This window comes from Streptomyces sp. NPDC058632, assembly GCF_042717095.1.
GTDB lineage: Bacteria > Actinomycetota > Actinomycetes > Streptomycetales > Streptomycetaceae > Streptomyces.
Genome location: NZ_JBHXQZ010000004.1, coordinates 96,279 through 112,334, shown reverse-complemented (window position 1 = coordinate 112,334; position 16,056 = coordinate 96,279). Strand labels below are relative to the sequence as shown.

At 69.3% G+C, this 16,056-nt stretch carries 11 protein-coding genes and 3 pseudogenes; 9 read left to right on the top strand and 5 right to left on the bottom strand.

Annotated features, from left to right (window positions below):
• Positions 1 to 593 precede the first annotated feature (593 nt).
• Positions 594 to 1,124: an alcohol dehydrogenase catalytic domain-containing protein gene (locus ACFWVE_RS03315; protein ID WP_384007726.1), complete on the top strand. Its 531-nt coding sequence runs from the start codon at positions 594 to 596 to the stop codon at positions 1,122 to 1,124.
• Between the two features lie 101 nt (positions 1,125 to 1,225).
• A pseudogene (locus ACFWVE_RS03310) lies at positions 1,226 to 1,630 on the top strand (transposase); the annotation flags it as partial.
• Positions 1,631 to 1,662: 32 nt separating this feature from the next.
• On the opposite strand, the gene ACFWVE_RS03305 reads toward ACFWVE_RS03310, so the two are convergent.
• The 5 genes and pseudogenes from ACFWVE_RS03305 to ACFWVE_RS03285 all read right to left on the bottom strand — a co-directional run.
• The gene (locus ACFWVE_RS03305; protein WP_384007724.1) at positions 1,663 to 2,823 is read right to left on the bottom strand and encodes an oxygenase MpaB family protein; all 1,161 of its coding nucleotides are present in this window, start codon (positions 2,821 to 2,823) and stop codon (positions 1,663 to 1,665) included.
• Positions 2,824 to 2,918: 95 nt separating this feature from the next.
• Complete coding sequence (locus ACFWVE_RS03300; RefSeq protein WP_384007722.1) at positions 2,919 to 3,974, bottom strand: polyprenyl synthetase family protein; 1,056 nt, start codon at positions 3,972 to 3,974, stop codon at positions 2,919 to 2,921.
• A complete protein-coding gene (locus ACFWVE_RS03295) occupies positions 3,964 to 4,242 on the bottom strand; it encodes a polyprenyl synthetase (RefSeq protein WP_384007720.1) in 279 nt (92 codons plus the stop codon). The genes ACFWVE_RS03300 and ACFWVE_RS03295 overlap by 11 nt, the downstream gene beginning before the upstream one ends.
• A 379-nt stretch (positions 4,243 to 4,621) precedes the next feature.
• Positions 4,622 to 5,827, bottom strand: coding sequence for an esterase/lipase family protein (locus ACFWVE_RS03290; protein WP_384007718.1), 1,206 nt, complete (start codon positions 5,825 to 5,827; stop codon positions 4,622 to 4,624).
• 458 nt (positions 5,828 to 6,285) lie between these two features.
• Positions 6,286 to 6,486, bottom strand: a pseudogene (locus tag ACFWVE_RS03285) (RNA polymerase subunit sigma-70); the annotation flags it as partial.
• Positions 6,487 to 6,610: 124 nt separating this feature from the next.
• Between ACFWVE_RS03285 and ACFWVE_RS03280 the strand changes: the two are divergent.
• The 7 genes and pseudogenes from ACFWVE_RS03280 (at position 6,611) to ACFWVE_RS03250 (ending at position 15,945) form a co-directional block, all read left to right on the top strand.
• Positions 6,611 to 7,138, top strand: a complete 528-nt coding sequence (locus ACFWVE_RS03280; protein WP_384007717.1) for a hypothetical protein — start codon at positions 6,611 to 6,613, stop codon at positions 7,136 to 7,138.
• Positions 7,139 to 7,858: 720 nt separating this feature from the next.
• Positions 7,859 to 8,380 carry a hypothetical protein gene (locus ACFWVE_RS03275; protein WP_384007716.1) on the top strand — a complete coding sequence of 174 codons (522 nt, stop codon included), beginning with the start codon at positions 7,859 to 7,861 and terminating at the stop codon, positions 8,378 to 8,380.
• 82 nt (positions 8,381 to 8,462) lie between these two features.
• Positions 8,463 to 9,618 (top strand): annotated as a pseudogene (locus ACFWVE_RS03270) (transposase); the annotation flags it as partial.
• A gap of 480 nt (positions 9,619 to 10,098) precedes the next feature.
• A complete protein-coding gene (locus tag ACFWVE_RS03265; RefSeq protein ID WP_384007714.1) occupies positions 10,099 to 10,470 on the top strand; it encodes a hypothetical protein in 372 nt (123 codons plus the stop codon).
• Between the two features lie 172 nt (positions 10,471 to 10,642).
• Positions 10,643 to 11,464 (top strand): IS3 family transposase, encoded by an 822-nt coding sequence (locus tag ACFWVE_RS03260; RefSeq protein ID WP_384007779.1) that lies wholly within the window; start codon positions 10,643 to 10,645, stop codon positions 11,462 to 11,464.
• Positions 11,465 to 11,835: 371 nt separating this feature from the next.
• Complete coding sequence (locus ACFWVE_RS03255) at positions 11,836 to 12,663, top strand: restriction endonuclease (RefSeq protein ID WP_384007712.1); 828 nt, start codon at positions 11,836 to 11,838, stop codon at positions 12,661 to 12,663.
• A gap of 510 nt (positions 12,664 to 13,173) precedes the next feature.
• Complete coding sequence (locus ACFWVE_RS03250; RefSeq protein ID WP_384007711.1) at positions 13,174 to 15,945, top strand: glycosyl hydrolase; 2,772 nt, start codon at positions 13,174 to 13,176, stop codon at positions 15,943 to 15,945.
• Positions 15,946 to 16,056 lie beyond the last annotated feature (111 nt).

The following is a 16,056-nucleotide window of genomic DNA, read 5'->3' as shown; positions in this document are numbered from 1 at the left end:
CCCGCCTCAGACCGACCGAGGTGCAGGCGTCGGCCAGGTCCTCGCGTCGGCAGACTTCCACGACCTGGCCGGGGCGCAGCAGCGGTCCGTCAAATTGTGCACTCAAGACGGTGAACAGCCCGCCGTGGACGGATCCGCACTACGAACGCCGTCCCACGCGCCTTCTCACCGAGCACGTTCGAGGGCCGAAGGCTTCCGCCGAACGGTGGGAGAAGACGACCGCCGGGGTGGCCCACGACCGGCCGGCGACTCGTCCGTGCGGCACGTTCCACGCCGACGACGTCACCCGGCAGGAAGCCGCAGACGAAGCCGGAGGCCGCCCACGGCCAGGAGTCGGGCAAGCTCCGTCACCGAACCTGACCAGGCAGGACGAAGGCATTCCTGGACAAGCTTTCCCACGCGAGAGCTTGCCCCCCGGCTGAAGCCGGCCCTGCTACCCGTCGCCGCGGGTCTGAGGGCGGGTCGTCAGGGTCTGAGGTCGGGCTGGGAAGCACGCCGTGGCCCCGGCATTGCCGTGGGCTGGCGGCGCGGGCCGGTCAACAGGCCCGCACCGGGTACTCGGCCGGAAGGCGCACCACCGCGGGGAGGACGCCATGCCTGAGGCCGAAGCCGCGGTTGACCGTCCCGGCACTGGAACCTTCGCCTGGGAGACCCTCCAGGTGGACGCGCCACACCCCGACGAGTTGCTGGTCCGGATCGGCGGTGTCGGCATTTGTCACACCGACCTCGCCATCCGCGACGAGCACCTGCACACCCCCATGCCCGCAGTGCTGGGCCACGAGGGTGCGGGTGTGATGGAGGCGGTCGGTTCCGCGGTGACCCGGGCGAGGCCGGGCGACCGGGGGCTGCTGTCGTTCAGTTCCTGCGGCTACTGCCCCGCCTGTTTGCACGGGCATCCGGCTTACTGCACCACTTTCATCCCGCGCAGCTTCGACGGTGCTTGGTCGGAGGCCAGCATGCCCTTCGGCCGGGCACGATGCATACGAAGACGCAAAGACATGCCGGTGACCCCATGGCGGCGTCCCTGGATTCACAACGCGTTATACGCGCAGCACCAGACTTACCGCCGACCGGGGTGCTGCGTCCCTGACAAGATCGCGAAGTCGAACTGGAGTACTAAATGATCGTTTCAAAATGAAGTTCGTTCTGTGGATTGGCGGTTGGGGGTTGTGCCGGCAGGACTTGTCGGGTGTCCGGCCGCAGCCGCATGAGGCGCTGCCGGCACGGCACTCCCTTGGCCATCTCGTTGACCAGCGGAAACCGTCACGTCGTCATTCAGCTGATGCCATTGCCGGACGCGGTACCCCGCATCCGCGGGAGGCGCGGGAGGCGCGGGCGAACGAGGCATCGGCCGGGCGGGCTGTTTGCCGACTACGACTACGACAAGTACCGCCGCCTCATCCGGGCCCGGGGCATCACACCGAAGATCGCCCGCAAGGGCACCGCCCACGGCTCGGGTTTGGGCAAGACCCGCTGGGTCGTCGAGCGGACCTTCGCCCGGCTCCACCAGTTCAAGCGCCTTCGCATCCGCTACGACATACGAGCCGACCTCCGCCTGTGCCTGCTCCAACTCGCCTGCGGCATCATCTGCTGGAGACGACTCCGAACCTCATTCCGAAACGATCGGTAAGTGTGTGCCGCCGAAGTCTGAGTGCTGGGTGGTCAAGAGACTGTGGCGGCCGGTGGGGTCCATCGGTGGGTGTGGGGCACCGTGCTGGAGATGTTGTAGTCCTTCTTGAGCTGTTCGGGGATGGCGTAGTGCATGACGCGTCCCCGGGTGAGGGAGGACAGCTCGAAGACGGTGGTGAGGTGGCCGAGACGGTCCAGGGCCCAGGCGCCGAGCGGGGAGCGGTCTTCGATGGTTTCGAGAATGCCGAGGAGGTGGGGCACGGCCTTGACGACGGTGTCCCATGAGGTCTGCGGCACGTGGAGCCAGTCGGCGCAGGTGTCGCCGATGAGGTAGCGGATGAGGGCGGAGACGATCGGGTCGAAGAGGGTACCGGGCACCACTTCCTCGTAGAGGTCGATGAGCTGCCGGGTCAGGTGCGAGCCCTCCTCGGAGGGCCCCATGTGCCGGATCATGTACAGGTCGAGGAAGGCGCGGGCCTCCTCCAGGGTCTTGGGGACGGCGTCCTGGTCGACGCCGAGCATGGCGCCGACCACCCGCCAGGCGTAGTAGTAGGCTTCGGCGCCTTCCTGTGACATGTGGATGCCGAGGCGGTGCAGGCTGTCCAGGGTGAGCAGAGAGAAGAACATCTGCCCGCCGATCATGTCCTCCTGGCAGATCGGCGTCCCCAGCGCGGTGGTGTCCCACTGGTTCTCGCGCTTGAGGTGGTGGCGGATGGAGGCATGCAGGAGGCGGACCTTCTGGGCGGCAGGGATGAAGCGGCTGCCGGCCTCGAAGGCATCGGGCTGCATCAGGTAGACGGTGAACTGACCCGTCTCCGCCATCCGTTTGGCCGGGTACTTCAGTCCGTGGGCGGCCGACAGCAGTTTCGCCACGTGCGGGACGACGTAGCAGGCGGGCATCGAGGCGAAGGACAACGCGGTGGAGATGTGCACGTTGTTGTCGATGAAGAACAGCCGGGCCTTTTCCATTTCCGCCCAGTCCACCCAGGACGGCGGGACACGGGTCGACTCCAGGTACTCCCGGGCGACGTCGGGCAGCCCGTCCGGCAGGGGAGCGCCGGCGTTGGAGACGTAGCGCATCAGAGTGTTGAACGTGCCCACCTGGCCGCTTTCGAAGAGTGCGGCGACAGTGGTGTCGGCGAGTTCGTCGCCGGCGTGCCGTAGGGCGTCCATGGATGCCTCGGTGCAGGTCATGGCGGGGCTCCTTGTTTCTTCGGGACCGTCGACGACCGGCGGGAGGGCCGACGGCCGGGCATGGCGTGTGGTTGTGCCGACCGGGGTGCAAAAGTTCAGGACAGGCGGTCCGCCGCGGACTGCGCCAGTGCGGTCAAGGCGCTCGCGGCGTGCGCTGGTACGTCCAGCTCGTGGAGAGCGCCCAGTGCCTCCCGGACGCGTGTGCTGATCATGTCCTCGATGCGGTCAGGTGCCTTCAGCCGGCGCATCACCTCGCGCACCGCGGCCAGGGCATCTGCGTCCGGGCGGCGCCGGCCCAGCAGGGCGCGCAGCCGTTCGCGGTCTCCGTCGGCGGCGAGACGCCAGGTCTCTGCCAGCAGGGCCGTGGGCCGGTTGCCGCGCACGTCGTCGGCGTTGGCCTTGCCGGTGCGTTCCGGATCTCCGAACAGGCCGAGCAGGTCGTCCCGAAGCTGGAACGCCTCGCCCAGCGGCAACCCGTACGCGGAGTAGCCCTCGCACAGCCGCCCGCCCGCCCCGGCCAGGGCGCCGCCGATCAGCAGGGGCTGCTCAACGGTGTACTTGGCGGTCTTGTAGCGGACCACCTTCAGCGACGCGGTCGTGTCCGGACCGGTTCCGGTGCTCAGAATTTCCAGGCATTCGCCGGCGATCAGCTCGCGGGCCATCACCGACCACAGGGAGCGGGCCCGGGCCAGGTATGCGGCAGGCAGGCCGCTGGTGGCGAACAACTGCCCGGCCAGCGCCATCAGCAGGTCTCCCACCAGCATCGCGAGCGACCGCGCGGCGGCGTCGCCGCGGGGGCGACGGCGTACGGCACCACGCAGGGCGATGTGCGCGGTAGGGCGCCCGTGCCGCAGCGGGCTGTCGTCGATGAGGTCGTCGTGCACGACAGCGGCGGCGTGCACGAGCTCCATGGAGGCCGCTGCCCGCACCAGCGCGTCGCTGTCCGGCTGTCCCACCGCGCGCCAGCCCCAGTAGCAGAACGCCGCCCGCAGCCGTTTGCCGTCCGCGACGGCCGCCTCCAATTGCTCGGCCACCGGGCCCAGGAGCGGGTCGATCGCCGCGAACCGGTCAGCCTCCTGCGCGACGAACCGGTGCAGTACCTCGTCGATGCGGGTCTTGAACGCGGCCGGCGCCCACCCGTCAGACGTCATCGGCGGTCTTCCGGGCCAGGGCGTGACGGGCGAGGATCTCCAGGTGGGCCGGGGGTATGGCTGTGTACCGGTCCAGCGCCAAGCGCCCACGCGCCATCAGCTCGTTCTCGGCTTCCGCCGCGAGCTCCGCGGTGTCCGAGCGGCGCAACAGCCCTCGCACCGTCCCCAGGGCAGAACCCAGCGTGCTCACCGCAAGATCGGCCAACCCGGCCATCAGCAGCACCGCCTGCTCGTCCAAGCCGTCTCGCCGTCCCGCTTCTCGAGTCATGGTATTCCTCACCCACAAGACATCCGGGCGGCGCCGGTCACGCGCCGTTCTTCCGAGCATCGGGTCGGACCGGGCGCGAGAGCGCAACAACTCACGATCGAGTGACCACATCGCTTGACTGTGCGGATCACTGCTGCTTATAGCCCCGCACCCGCATTTCGCCATTCCGTACCACTCACACTTCGATGGCACGAACTCGCCGATCGTCAACTTTCCGTGGCAAAGATCAACCTTTACTGCACGGGACACTGGCCTCTCGCAGTGAAGGTTGAGCGCTCTCATCGAAGTTTGAGCGGGCTGGTCGGGGCGCGGATCGACGAAGGGGCCGCCGTCCGTCCGGTGTGAGTGGACGGCAGCCCCGGTGGGCGCGTGACGGGGATCAGTCGGGGAGCCGGTCCATGAGCCAGGTGCACAGTTCTTCGGTGATGGCCGTGTGCGCGGTGGTCGTGGACGAACAGAGGAAGCCGTCCAGCTCGCTCTGCTCCGGGTCCAGTCCGTTGATGGCCGTGTACAGGTTGTCCTGCGTCTCGATGTCGCGGATCGCGACCGCGCTGACCGAGGGGACGAAGCACACGTCCTCGTGCCGCAGGTCCGCCGTGCCGCCGAGCTTCTTCATGGTGTCGGCGAGGATCTTGTAGGTGTGCAGGGTTCCGCCCGGTGCGCCGTCCAGTTCCGGGAAGCCGCTGGTCGTGATGGTCTTCTCCGTCTTGGGGAACCTGCGGTTGAGGTAGGCGGCCGTCACGTCGTCGCCCTGGGCCTGGGTGTAGAAGGTGGTGCCCGGGTAGATCCGGTCGACCCGCAGCGCGACATCGCCGGGCTTCACGTCCGGCAGGCCGACCCCGTCGCCGCGACCGTTGGCCACGGCGATCTTCATCGGAATCTGCGGCCAGCCGCCGAGCCGTTCCAGGTCGGCCAGGAACTCCGTGCGCTCCGGGGCGACGCCGATCTTGCCGGTGTCCTTGTCGTAGTGCTGCCACAGCATCTGGCGCGCGGCCGGGCTGTTCATCTGCTTCGCGAAGTCGTTCGGGAACGGGATGAAGTGCGAGAACGCCTGCACGCCGACCGGGATGGAAGCGCCGCGGTGCGGGCTGTCGTAGGAGAAGTACAGCGCGGTCCGGTGGTCCATCCGCTGCAACTCCATGTGGGCGAGCGCGTAGCGGGTGACGATGCCGCCCATGCTGAAGCCGCCGACGACCAGGCGGGCGTCGCCCTGCTGCTCGGCGATGGCCCGCATGACGGCGGCCTCGGCCGCCTGCGCGTTGTCCAGGATCGACGCGCTGCGCTCCTCGAAACCGAGCAGGATCACGTCCCTGCCGCGGCGGCGCAGCTCGCTGATGAACGGGTAGCCGCTCTCCAGCCCCTGGTAGAGCGCGTCGAGCTTGCTCCTGCCGAGGTTGAAGCCGTCGGCCATGATCACGGGCCGGACGAGACCGCCGCGGTCGCCCCCGCCGGGGAAGACCCAGGCGAAGCCGTTGGGCAGGGTCCACTCGCCGTGCTCCGGTACCTCGATCGGTCCGGCGGGTTCGGCGGTCAGCGGCCCGCCGAGGGTGAACGAACCGACGTTGGGCTCGGTCGTCTCGGACATGGTCGTCCTCCTTGCGTGAGGGGCGGGTGAGACGACGCCATCATGGGGGGCAACCCGGGCGCATCACTCTTCTGACCTGCGGGGTTCACCACATCTGATGGAGCACGCACGGAAAGTGTTTGGGGTGCCCGGCATGTGCCGCGGGCCTGCTCGCCCCGCTCGTCCGTTCCCCGTCGATCGCACGCCGAGAAGGCACCACACCGCCTAGGAGAACCACTCGTGCGATCACCTCACCGACGCCCGCGCCGCCGGCATTGCGGGACCAGGCCACGGGCCGGGGGGCCTGGGAGCCGTACCCCGGCACGCTTTCCCATCGGCACCGAGACGGACGCTCGCCCCCCGTGGTGGGGGTGAGCCCGCGCGACCGCGCGGCCCACGACCCGCACCTCCCTTGGGCGCCCCGGCGTCCCTTCGCGGCTCGAGGATCATTCTCCGGGCATGAGGAGGATCATCACTGTGGCCGCTCCGGTCACGTCGTCGGTGAGCAGCGCCACCAGCCGTTCGGTGCGCCCCGACGTGGCGGCGGCGAGGAACTCCTCGACGACCCGGCGCGCGGACGCGGGGTCCACCTCGTCCCTGCCGCGGCGGCGTTCGGCGGCGACCCGGATCCGGGCGCGGTGGACATGCTGCTGGCTGACGGACTCGGTGATGTCGAGGAGAGGACAAGCAGGCAACCAACCGCCGAGCAGCCATCGCCTCAACTCGATGTACACGGTCAACCGTATGCTCGACGGCGAGCCGTTCCACGTGAAGACCACCCCATGGCCTCCCGAGGAAGCAGCCATGTCGCTCATCACCGAGTACACCGTCATGGCACGCCCCGACCGGCGCGTGGTCGAGGTGTACGACGCCGACGCCCACCTCGGTGATGACGACACTCTGAAAGCCTCACGAAGCCAGGTGGTGGCCGGCAACGGCTACCACCTGTACCTGCACAGCCTCCAACCCGACATCCCCGTACAGATCACGCTTCGGATCTGGGACGTCCCCCAGCCGGCCCTCGCTGGAAGTGAGGGCCACACCCGAGTGACCCTGGAAGCGGAGACCGGGGAGCTCGTCGTCAACCAGTTCACCATGGGGCCGGCCGGTGGCACAGAACTCCCGCGCCCTGGCGTCTACGAGGGCCATGCCTCATGGACCGGACGGCAGGAGACGGCCGACTACTACAACTGGTGCATCGCGCAGGGTGCCGCTGAGCATTGGTCCCCGGACCGTATCGGTCAGGCCTGGGCGGAGTGCCCCACGCGGGAGAGTTACGTGCTCGACCTCTGGTACGTACGGGAGCCGGAGCCTGCCGATGACGACAGCTGAAACCCCGACATCTCCCGGTGGGGGCGCTTGGCGGGTGGCCTCCGGGTATTCCAGTGGCCGAGCCATGGCGCTCCGGTTGGCCAGCTTGGGTCCGTGCTGTGTCCTGGACGGGAAGCTCTCAACACCCGTTTGCCAAGACGTTCAGGCGGATCGAGTCACCGCCCAGGAGCGTGTCTCGGTAACCGGCAACCCGCCTACGGTTCGTGATCATTGGTGCGGGATGATCCCGGTATGCGTGGTGGCGTCGGGGACTGGAGACCTCGCGAGGGCCGGACTCGCTCCGCCCCCGACCGCGAGGACTGCCGCCGGCCCGGACACCAGCAAACGCCGCATCCAGCGCATGGTGAGCATGCCCGCACGGTAGAGGCGCGCATCAGCGGCTCCGGGACAACGGTCCGGTGGATTTCCGGCCGCGCAAAACGCCTCCGACGCATGATGGTTCGGCGCGCCCGGCGGACACCGTCGAGCTGCGTCCCCGGCGTATGCCCGCTCCCGCGGGCTTGTGTTCATGGGGTTCTCGTCGGCGAGGCCACAGCCCCGAGCCGTCACGCCATTGGGTGATGCGGCTCAGCCGGACGAGTGGCCGCGGCCACCGCAGGCTGCTACCGGGCGGGCCGGTGTTCCAGGATCGGTGCCGCCGCCGTCTCCGGCGGAATGTGCATCGGCCACGTCTGTGCCGTGCGATCGGCTCGACCACGACTGTTCGAGGAGTCCCATCCCATGCGTTCACGCGTCATCGCCGTCATGGCCGCCGCGGTTGCGGCCGTTGCGTCACTCGCACAACCCGCCCACGCCGCCCCGATCGTCGACGGGGTCTACCGGTTCGCGGCTCTCAAGGACGGCAAGTGCCTGGTCTGGCCCAAAACGCACGGGAGTATCGGCATGGTGTCGCTGGGCGCCTGCACGGACAACGCGTCCACCTCGGCGAACTGGCAGGTACGGCAACGCCCCAACGGAACAATGGAGGTCTCCGCGCCGGGCTCGAACCCGCGCACCTGCCTGAGCGTGACGACGGAGCACCGCGTGGCGGTCAACAACTGCGCTGACAAGTACGCCGAGTGGACTGTCTTCTACGGCTCCGCCGGGCCCGGCAGCGTGGTGTGGGCCGACATCGAGCACACCCCCGGCGACCGATCCGGCTCGTGGGGGAAGCTGGTGGACAGTCCCGACGTAACCGGTCGACTCGTGGTGAGGCAGGCCCCCATCGAGCCGCACTACTGGGCATTGCAGCAGGTCGGCTAGGAGCGTGTCTCAGTACGGGCAACCCGCCTGCGTCTCGTGATCTTTCGTGCGAGATGATCCCGGTATGCGTGGCGGGGATGGACTGGTCGAGGTCGATCCGCTCGAGACGAAGCGGCGGCAGGACCGTCCGGCGGCGGTGGACAAGGCGTTCCGGGCGTTCGACCCGCACCAGGTCCTGCTGCTGCCTCCCTCGCTGGACGACTGGCTGCCCCAGGACCACCTCGCCCGGTTCGTCGCAGACCTGGCCGACGAGGTACTCGACCTCTCCCCGATCCTGGCCGACTGCACCGAGAAGCGCGGCTACCCGCCCCATGCCCCCCGGCTGATGATGCGCCTGCTGATTTACGGCTACACCACCGGTGTCCGCTCCTGCCGGGCGATCGAGCGCAAATGCGCCGACGACGTGGCGGTCCGGTTCCTGGCCGCCGACCAGGCCCCGGACTTCCGCTCCATCGCCCGGTTCCGCCGCCGTCACCTCAACGCCCTGGCCGACCTGTTCACCCAGTCGCTGCGCCTCGCGACCAAGCCCGGCATGGTCAAGACGGGCTGCGTCGCCCTGGACGGCACCAAGCTCGAAGCGAACGCCTCCAAGCGCAAGGCGATGAGCTACGGCCGCCTGATCGACAAGGAAGAACGGATCGAGGTCGAGATCGCCGAGTTGAGGGCCAAGGCCACCGCCCTGCTCGCCTACGCCGAGACCACCGACACCGCCGAGGATCAGAGGTTCGGCATCGACGACAAGGACACCGACCTGCCCGCCGAACTGGACCGTCGCGAGAAGCGCCTCGCACGCCTGCAGGCCGCCCGCGCCCAGATCGAGGCCGAGGCAGCCGGCAAGGCCCGCCGTCACACCGGGGACAAGAACGCCGCCGGCCTCCGAGACCAACCTCGAAGCCGCCCGGGACCGCCAACTCGCCTGCGGAAACGATACGTTCATGGCCACCGGCCGTCCTGCCCGCGACGAGCAGGTCCCACCCGCACCTCGCGGACGCACCCTCAAGGACGCGACCTTGAAGGAGCGCATGGCCCGCAAGCTGCGGACCAAACCCGGACGAGCCGTCTACAGCCGCCGCAAGACCATAGTCGAACCCGTCTTCGGACAGATCATGTCCTGCCAGAACGGCCGCCAGCTCCTCCTGCGCGGCGAAGACGGCGCCCGCGGCGAGTGGCGTCTGCTGGCCGCCTGCCACAACCTCCGCAAGATCTTCCGGCACACAAGGACGGCAGGGACCGCCGCCCTGGCCGGCCGACCGGCCGGGCCTCCCCGGCCACGTGACGAGCCCTGCAGGCCGGACACCCGGCCGACACGGCCCCGCCAGAGCCCCACAGGCCCGGACAGGGCTGCCGCAACCGATCCGCCGGTCGCAGCAACGGAGCCGCTTGCTCGTTACTGACCCACACTCCCAGGTGGGAACGGGGGTGTGGAATCTCGCGGACGGCGTACGTTCGTCGAGCAGATGCCGGGGTTGGGGTTGCCCCGGAGGCACAGCCGCTGGACAGAGCGCCTGGGCTCGACGCCGGCCGCGGTCGGTCTCGCGCTTGCCGGCCGGGCGGAACGCGAGCCGTACGGAGCTGCACAGGACGCCGACGGGCCGGTGGGCCCATGAGATCATCGTGTCCGCGGCCTTGGGGGCCCTGCGCTGTCGTTCTGCCGGCCACAGGCTGAGCGGCTCGACCGGAGCACTGGTGACACCGAACTGCGGCACCTGGGGATGGGCATGAGGGACAGCGGGACAACGGAAGTGCGCCGGGAGCGTGCGCGTGCCGAGCGGCTGACCGAAGGACTGACCGTCGCCCTGGCGTCGGTCCTCTCGTTCGGTCTGCTGGCCGGCCCAGCAGCCGTCTTCGGCGCAACCGCCTGGCACATGGTCACCGACACCGGCACCACCGCGTTCAGCCGGCTCTCGGTGCCGGTGATCTTCCTCGCCCTCGTGGCGCTGCCGCCCGTCCTGGCCCGCGTGGTGTTCCGCTCGGGCCGGCGCAAGGGCAGGGAGCGGCTGACGGCGGCGGTTCCGGCAGTGCTGACGCTGCTCGGCTCGTCCGTCGTGCCGTTCGCGGCTCTGTGCCTGATCGTCGTGTACGCGGACTGATCTGCGGCTACGGCGGTCCTTCCGACGTTCACAAAGGCGGACTTGTTGTCACTTGCGGTGGTTGTGCAGCGTTTGCGGGGTGCGGGACAGGGCGGCCCCCGCGCAGGTCACCACTGCTGTTGCCGCGGCATTGAGGCAGAGCACGACCGTCCAGGACCTGTCTGCCGTGTCGATGCGACCGATGCGGAAGGGCTCTTGCCCCGCCTGCTCGAGGATGTCGATATGGTGGTCCGCTCGCTGTTTCGTCGACGAGAGCCGGAACGTCCACGGCGTGGAGCGGGTGTGTGGCGTCCTGGGCCGGGACCGTTCCGGCTACTGCACCTGGCACGGAGACAAGGAGGCCCGGCAGGAGAAGGCGGACGCGCAGGAGGACCTCGCCCGTCGCATCCGGGAGAACCACACCGATTCCCGGGGTGCCTACGGTGCCCGCCGGATCACGCAGAAACTGCGCCGTCAGGGCCGGGTCGTGAACCGCAAACGGGTCGCGTGGATCATGCGGGAGCGTGAGATCGTTGGGGCAACGCGACAAAAGCCGCGGTCCTCGACGAAGCGGAACCGCACCGTGCTTTCCGTGCCGGACCTCATTCCGCGGGACTTCGCGGCGCCGATGCCGGGGATGAAACCCGTCGGGGACATCATCTGCCTGCCGACGGCCGAGGGGTCGCTGTGTCCGGCGACGCCGGTCGGCCTGCGCACGCGGGAGGTCGTGGTCCAGGTCGAAGGCCGGTCGTATACGCACCCAGCTGGACATCCATCCGGCAGAGTACCGGCCGGACCGGTTCATGCTTCGACAATGCCGCGGCGGAGAGTTTTTCGCCGTCCTGAAAGCCGAGATCGGCACGACAGTCCGGGGGCCGGGGCGCAGGCTCGGCAGGACGTATTCCGGTGGACCGCGGAACATGACGACCGGGAGCGGATCCACTCGGCCATCGGCTGCCTCACGCCACACCGGGCGAGGGTCCGCTGTCACCAACGACTGGGCCTCGCGGCATAGAACGGAAGTGCAGGGACCTGAGGGGTACTTCATGACGCCGGACGCCCGACGCCAACCACACGGCATTGAGACCAGTACTGCAATGGTGTTTGCCGGGGCGGCTGGGCAGGGCGGCCATCTGGGCAATGAAGGCGGTCGGATACCCGCGACCCTTGCGGCGCGTACGTTCTCGGTCTTCGGCGAGCGCACGCGGGAGCCGTCCGAGTGGCAGCGGTTCTTCATGCGGCGATACAGCCGGCGCAGTGGCGCGGGCCGCGTCGACGGTGTGGAAGCACCGTGACACGGGTGGTCGTACCGGCTCGATAGAACCTTCCGTACCTGGGCAGACGCCTTTTGATCTTCGTTGGCGTCCCTGGAGAGGAAGCATCACCATGGCCGTACCCGCACGTGCTTCACGTTCCGTGCGCCGCTCCCGCCGGTTCGAACTCCGGTCGACGGCCCTGTACTTCGTCCTTCTCGCCGTCATTCTGACACTGGTGGGCACGGTCGTCCGTACCGCGACGGCCGCCGCCGAACGCCGTCCCGCCTGGGCCGTCGTTCTCGTCCTCGTGGGCACCGGCGGTGTCGTGGCCGGCTGCCGCAGAAGGCGCCGGGTATCGGCAGCGAGGCTCGCGCGCCACGCCGCGGAAGCCCTGGAAGAGGCCACGGAGACGGCGGTCGAAGCCCTCGACACCGCTCCACCGGCTCCTGCCGCCGGCCCCGTGGCAGCACGGACCGATCCCTGCGGCGGCCGCCTCGACGTGGAACGGACCGTCCCCCTCCTTGAGCCCGTGAACGAGGTGTCCGCGGACACCGGGGAGATCGCCTACGAGGCGCTGGACCCCGCAGAGTTCGAGCAGGCGATAGCCGAGTTGTGTCGACGCGACGGCTGCCTCGACGTGGACGTCGTGGGCGGGGCCGGCGACCTGGGCGCCGACGTCGTGGCGAGGACGCCGGACGGGCGCCTGGTCGTCATCCAGTGCAAGCGGTACTGCGACGCCAACCGAGTCGGTTCTCAGGACATGCAGCGGTTCGGCGGCACCTGTTTCACCGTTCACGGGGCCGATGTCGCCGTCGTGGTCACCACCAGCGACTTCACCGCTCCCGCGATCGAGTACGCCGAGCAGTGCGGCATCGTGTGCATGGACGGTCAAGAACTCCTGCGCTGGCAGGACGGCGTGGGGCCGCGGCCGTGGGAGTCGGAGTTCGTGGCCGGCTGAGGCGGGTGAGGGCGGGCGGCCGGTGTCAGTCGTCCAGCAGGGTCTGACGTGAGGGCCGGCGACGGGCGCCGCGGTAGAGGGCGGTGGAGCGGCCCGGATGGAAGAAACCTCACCCGGCCGCGATTTCCGTGACCGTGGCCCCGTCGTCGTGCGGGTCGGCGGCCGGCGGGGCCCGCGGCGGGGGGAAGGCCGACAAGGGCGCGGGGGCTGCCGATGACGAGCTGGTGGGGGTGCGCGCCGGGTCGTCGGTGCAAGAGGTGATCCGTGCGGCGACCGCGCGGGCGCGGGCGAGGAGGGCACGCTTCAGGATCTTCTCGCCCCGGTAGTCGAAGGATCCGCAGGCAGGGCCTGTGCGGTGAGTGCGTTGGCACCGAGGCGGACAGCGGCCCATGTGGCGGCGCCAACTGCCCACTGTGTTCAATGTATTGACACGTGCATTACAGGGGCTTTACGTTCCGGCCATCTGAGAGCGCTCTCAGACCCTCTTCCTGTGATGACTTGAGGTGCCGCATGCCATCCCCCCGTACCAGGCCGGCAGTAGTACTGCTTCTGGCCTCAGCCCTAGCCGTCGTCGGCCTGGGCCCGGCCGCCGTACCGGCGGCCGCCGCCACCGTCCCCGTGGGCTCCGGCAGCTACTCCGACACCCGGCCCCCCGGCACGTCGGGCCCCACCACCAACACAGGAACGCCGGTCACGCCCAAGCTGACCGCCGCCGCCCGGAACCGGCCCGTGCCCACCAACGACTGGTGGTCCTCCCTCGCCTTCCAGCGCTACGGCGACAACCCGTACTCGACCCCCATGTACGGACACCCCCTCACCTACCAGGCCACGGCCGGCGGGCTCGACGTCGGCTACCCGACGACCCCCGCGATCGTCGGTGACGGCCGCCAGTACGAGTACGCCCACAAGCGCGACCTCACCATCGGACTGACCGGCCTCAACTCACCCGACACCAAGGCCGACGACTGGTCCGACTGGACGGTCACCCCCCAATGGTCCGACGGCGCCCGCACCCTGCGCACCACCATCGGCCACGGCTCCCCGTTCGTCTACGCCAAGGGCTCCGGCGGCAACGCCCAGATCACCACCGCCGGCGCGCCCACCGTCTTCGCCGACCAGGGCAACGTCCTCGGCATCACCGTCGCCGGGCACCACTACGCCCTCTTCGCGCCGACCGGCAGTGACTGGAACGTCGCCGGCTCCACCGTCACCGCGGGGCTCGGCTCCAAGGACTACTTCTCCGTCGCCGTGCTGCCGTCCACCGGCGCGCTGGCGACCTTCAAGAAGTACGCCTACAGCTTCGTCACCGGCTCCAAGGCCACCTGGAGCTACACCGGTGGCACCGTCAGGGCCACCTACACGCTCACCACCGAGGCGAAGGAAGGAACAGAGCGCGGCACGCTCCAGGCCCTCTACCGCCACCAGTGGCTGAACACCACGGACCCCCTCACCTCCTACACCTACGTCTCACCGCGCGGCACCATGAAGGTCCGCGAGTCGGCCTCCTTCACCACGAGCCAGAAGGCAGCGGCGGTGCTGCCCGCGCTGCCCAAGTCGAACGGCGTGGACACCGCCAGACTGCGCGGTTACCTGAACGAGGTCGTGAACGCAGCCGACCCCTTCTCCGGAGCCTCCGACACCTACTGGACCGGCAAGGCCCTCGGCCGTCTCGCCCAGCTCGTCCCGATGGCCGACCAGATCGGCGAAACCGGCATCCGCGACAGGCTTCTGGGCCTGATGAAGGGCAAACTCCAGGACTGGTTCACGGCGGGAGGCGCGAACGAGTTCAGCTACGACAAGGACTGGAAGACGCTCACCGGCTACCCCGCCTCCTACGGCAGCGACACCGAGCTCAACGACCACCACTTCCACTACAGCTACTACGTCTACGCGGCGGCGATCGTCGCCCAGTACGACCAGGGATGGGCCGCCGACTCCGCCTGGGGCGGTATGGTCAAGGCCCTCGTACGGGATGCCGCCAACCCCAGCCGCACCGACACCGCCTTCCCCTTCCTGCGCGGCTTCGACGTCTACGCGGGCCACAGCTGGGCCTCCGGCCATCAGGGTTTCGCCGCCGGCAACAACCAGGAGTCCTCCTCCGAGTCCACCAACCTCAGCGCAGCCCTCGTCCTGTGGGGCTCCGCCACCGGCGACACTTCGCTGCGTGACCTCGGCACCTTTCTGCTGACCACCGAGTCGGAGTCGATCGCCCAGTACTGGTTCGACGCAGACGAGCAGGTCTTCCCCTCCTCCTTCGGTCACGACACAGCCGGCATGGTGTGGGGCAGTGGCGCCGCCTACGCCACCTGGTGGACCGCCAACCCCGAGGAGATCCACGGCATCAACGTCCTGCCCGTGACCGGCGGATCGCTCCACCTCGGCGGTGAGAAGGCCGCGATCCGGCGCAACATCGACGAGATGGAGCGGGAGAACGGCGGCCCGGCCGTCGAATGGCGCGACATCCTCTGGGAGTTCCAGTCCTTCGCCGACCCGGCTGCGGCCAAGACGAAATGGGACGCGGGCCACGCCGGCTACACCCCGGAACAGGGAGAGTCGAAGGCGCACACCTACCACTGGATCAACACCCTCGACACCCTCGGCGCCCCGGACGCCACGGTGACCGGTGACATCCCCACCTCCGCCGTCTTCACCAAGGGAACGACCCGGACCTACGCGGCCCACAACCACGGACCGACGGCCCGCACCGTCACCTTCTCCGACGGCAAGACCCTCTCCGTGCCGGCCCGTTCCACCGCGAGCGGTACCGGGACCGGTTCAGGGGACCCCGACCCGGAACCGCCGACCGGCAACACCTTCCAGCTGCGCAGTGGTGGCGCCCTGACCACGGCGAGCGGCGGCACGGCGGGCAGCGACACCATCGCCTCCGGTGGCGGCGTCAACCACGACGGCACTCCGTACCAGCCCCTCGTCTACGAGGTCCGCGGCGTCGACGGCACGCTCACCCCGGGCACACAGACCGCCTTCCGGCTCCAGGTGGACGCGGGCAGCACGGTCGGGCTCGGTCAGCAGGCCCGGATCAGCTACGACTTCACCGGCGACGGTGATTTCGACCGGACCGAGACGTACCACTACTTCGCGACCGACCCGGTCACCGGATGGGAGGAGTACACGCAGGCACGCGGTCTCAGGACGTCCACGGGCGCACCGGGCGATCTGGACGGCGGCACCGTACGCCTCGAGGTGTGGAGCGCTATCGGCAACGGCACCTCGAAGCTCCAGACGGGCACGGACAAGTCCGTACTGGTGATCCCTTACAGCTGAACCGGCGGGAAGCCGGCGGCGGGCATCGGCGTCAGGGCCCAGCCCCCCCCCAGAAACCGGGGGGGGGGGTTGGACAAGCCCCGGCGGGGGCGCCCCCAACCGAAAAAAACA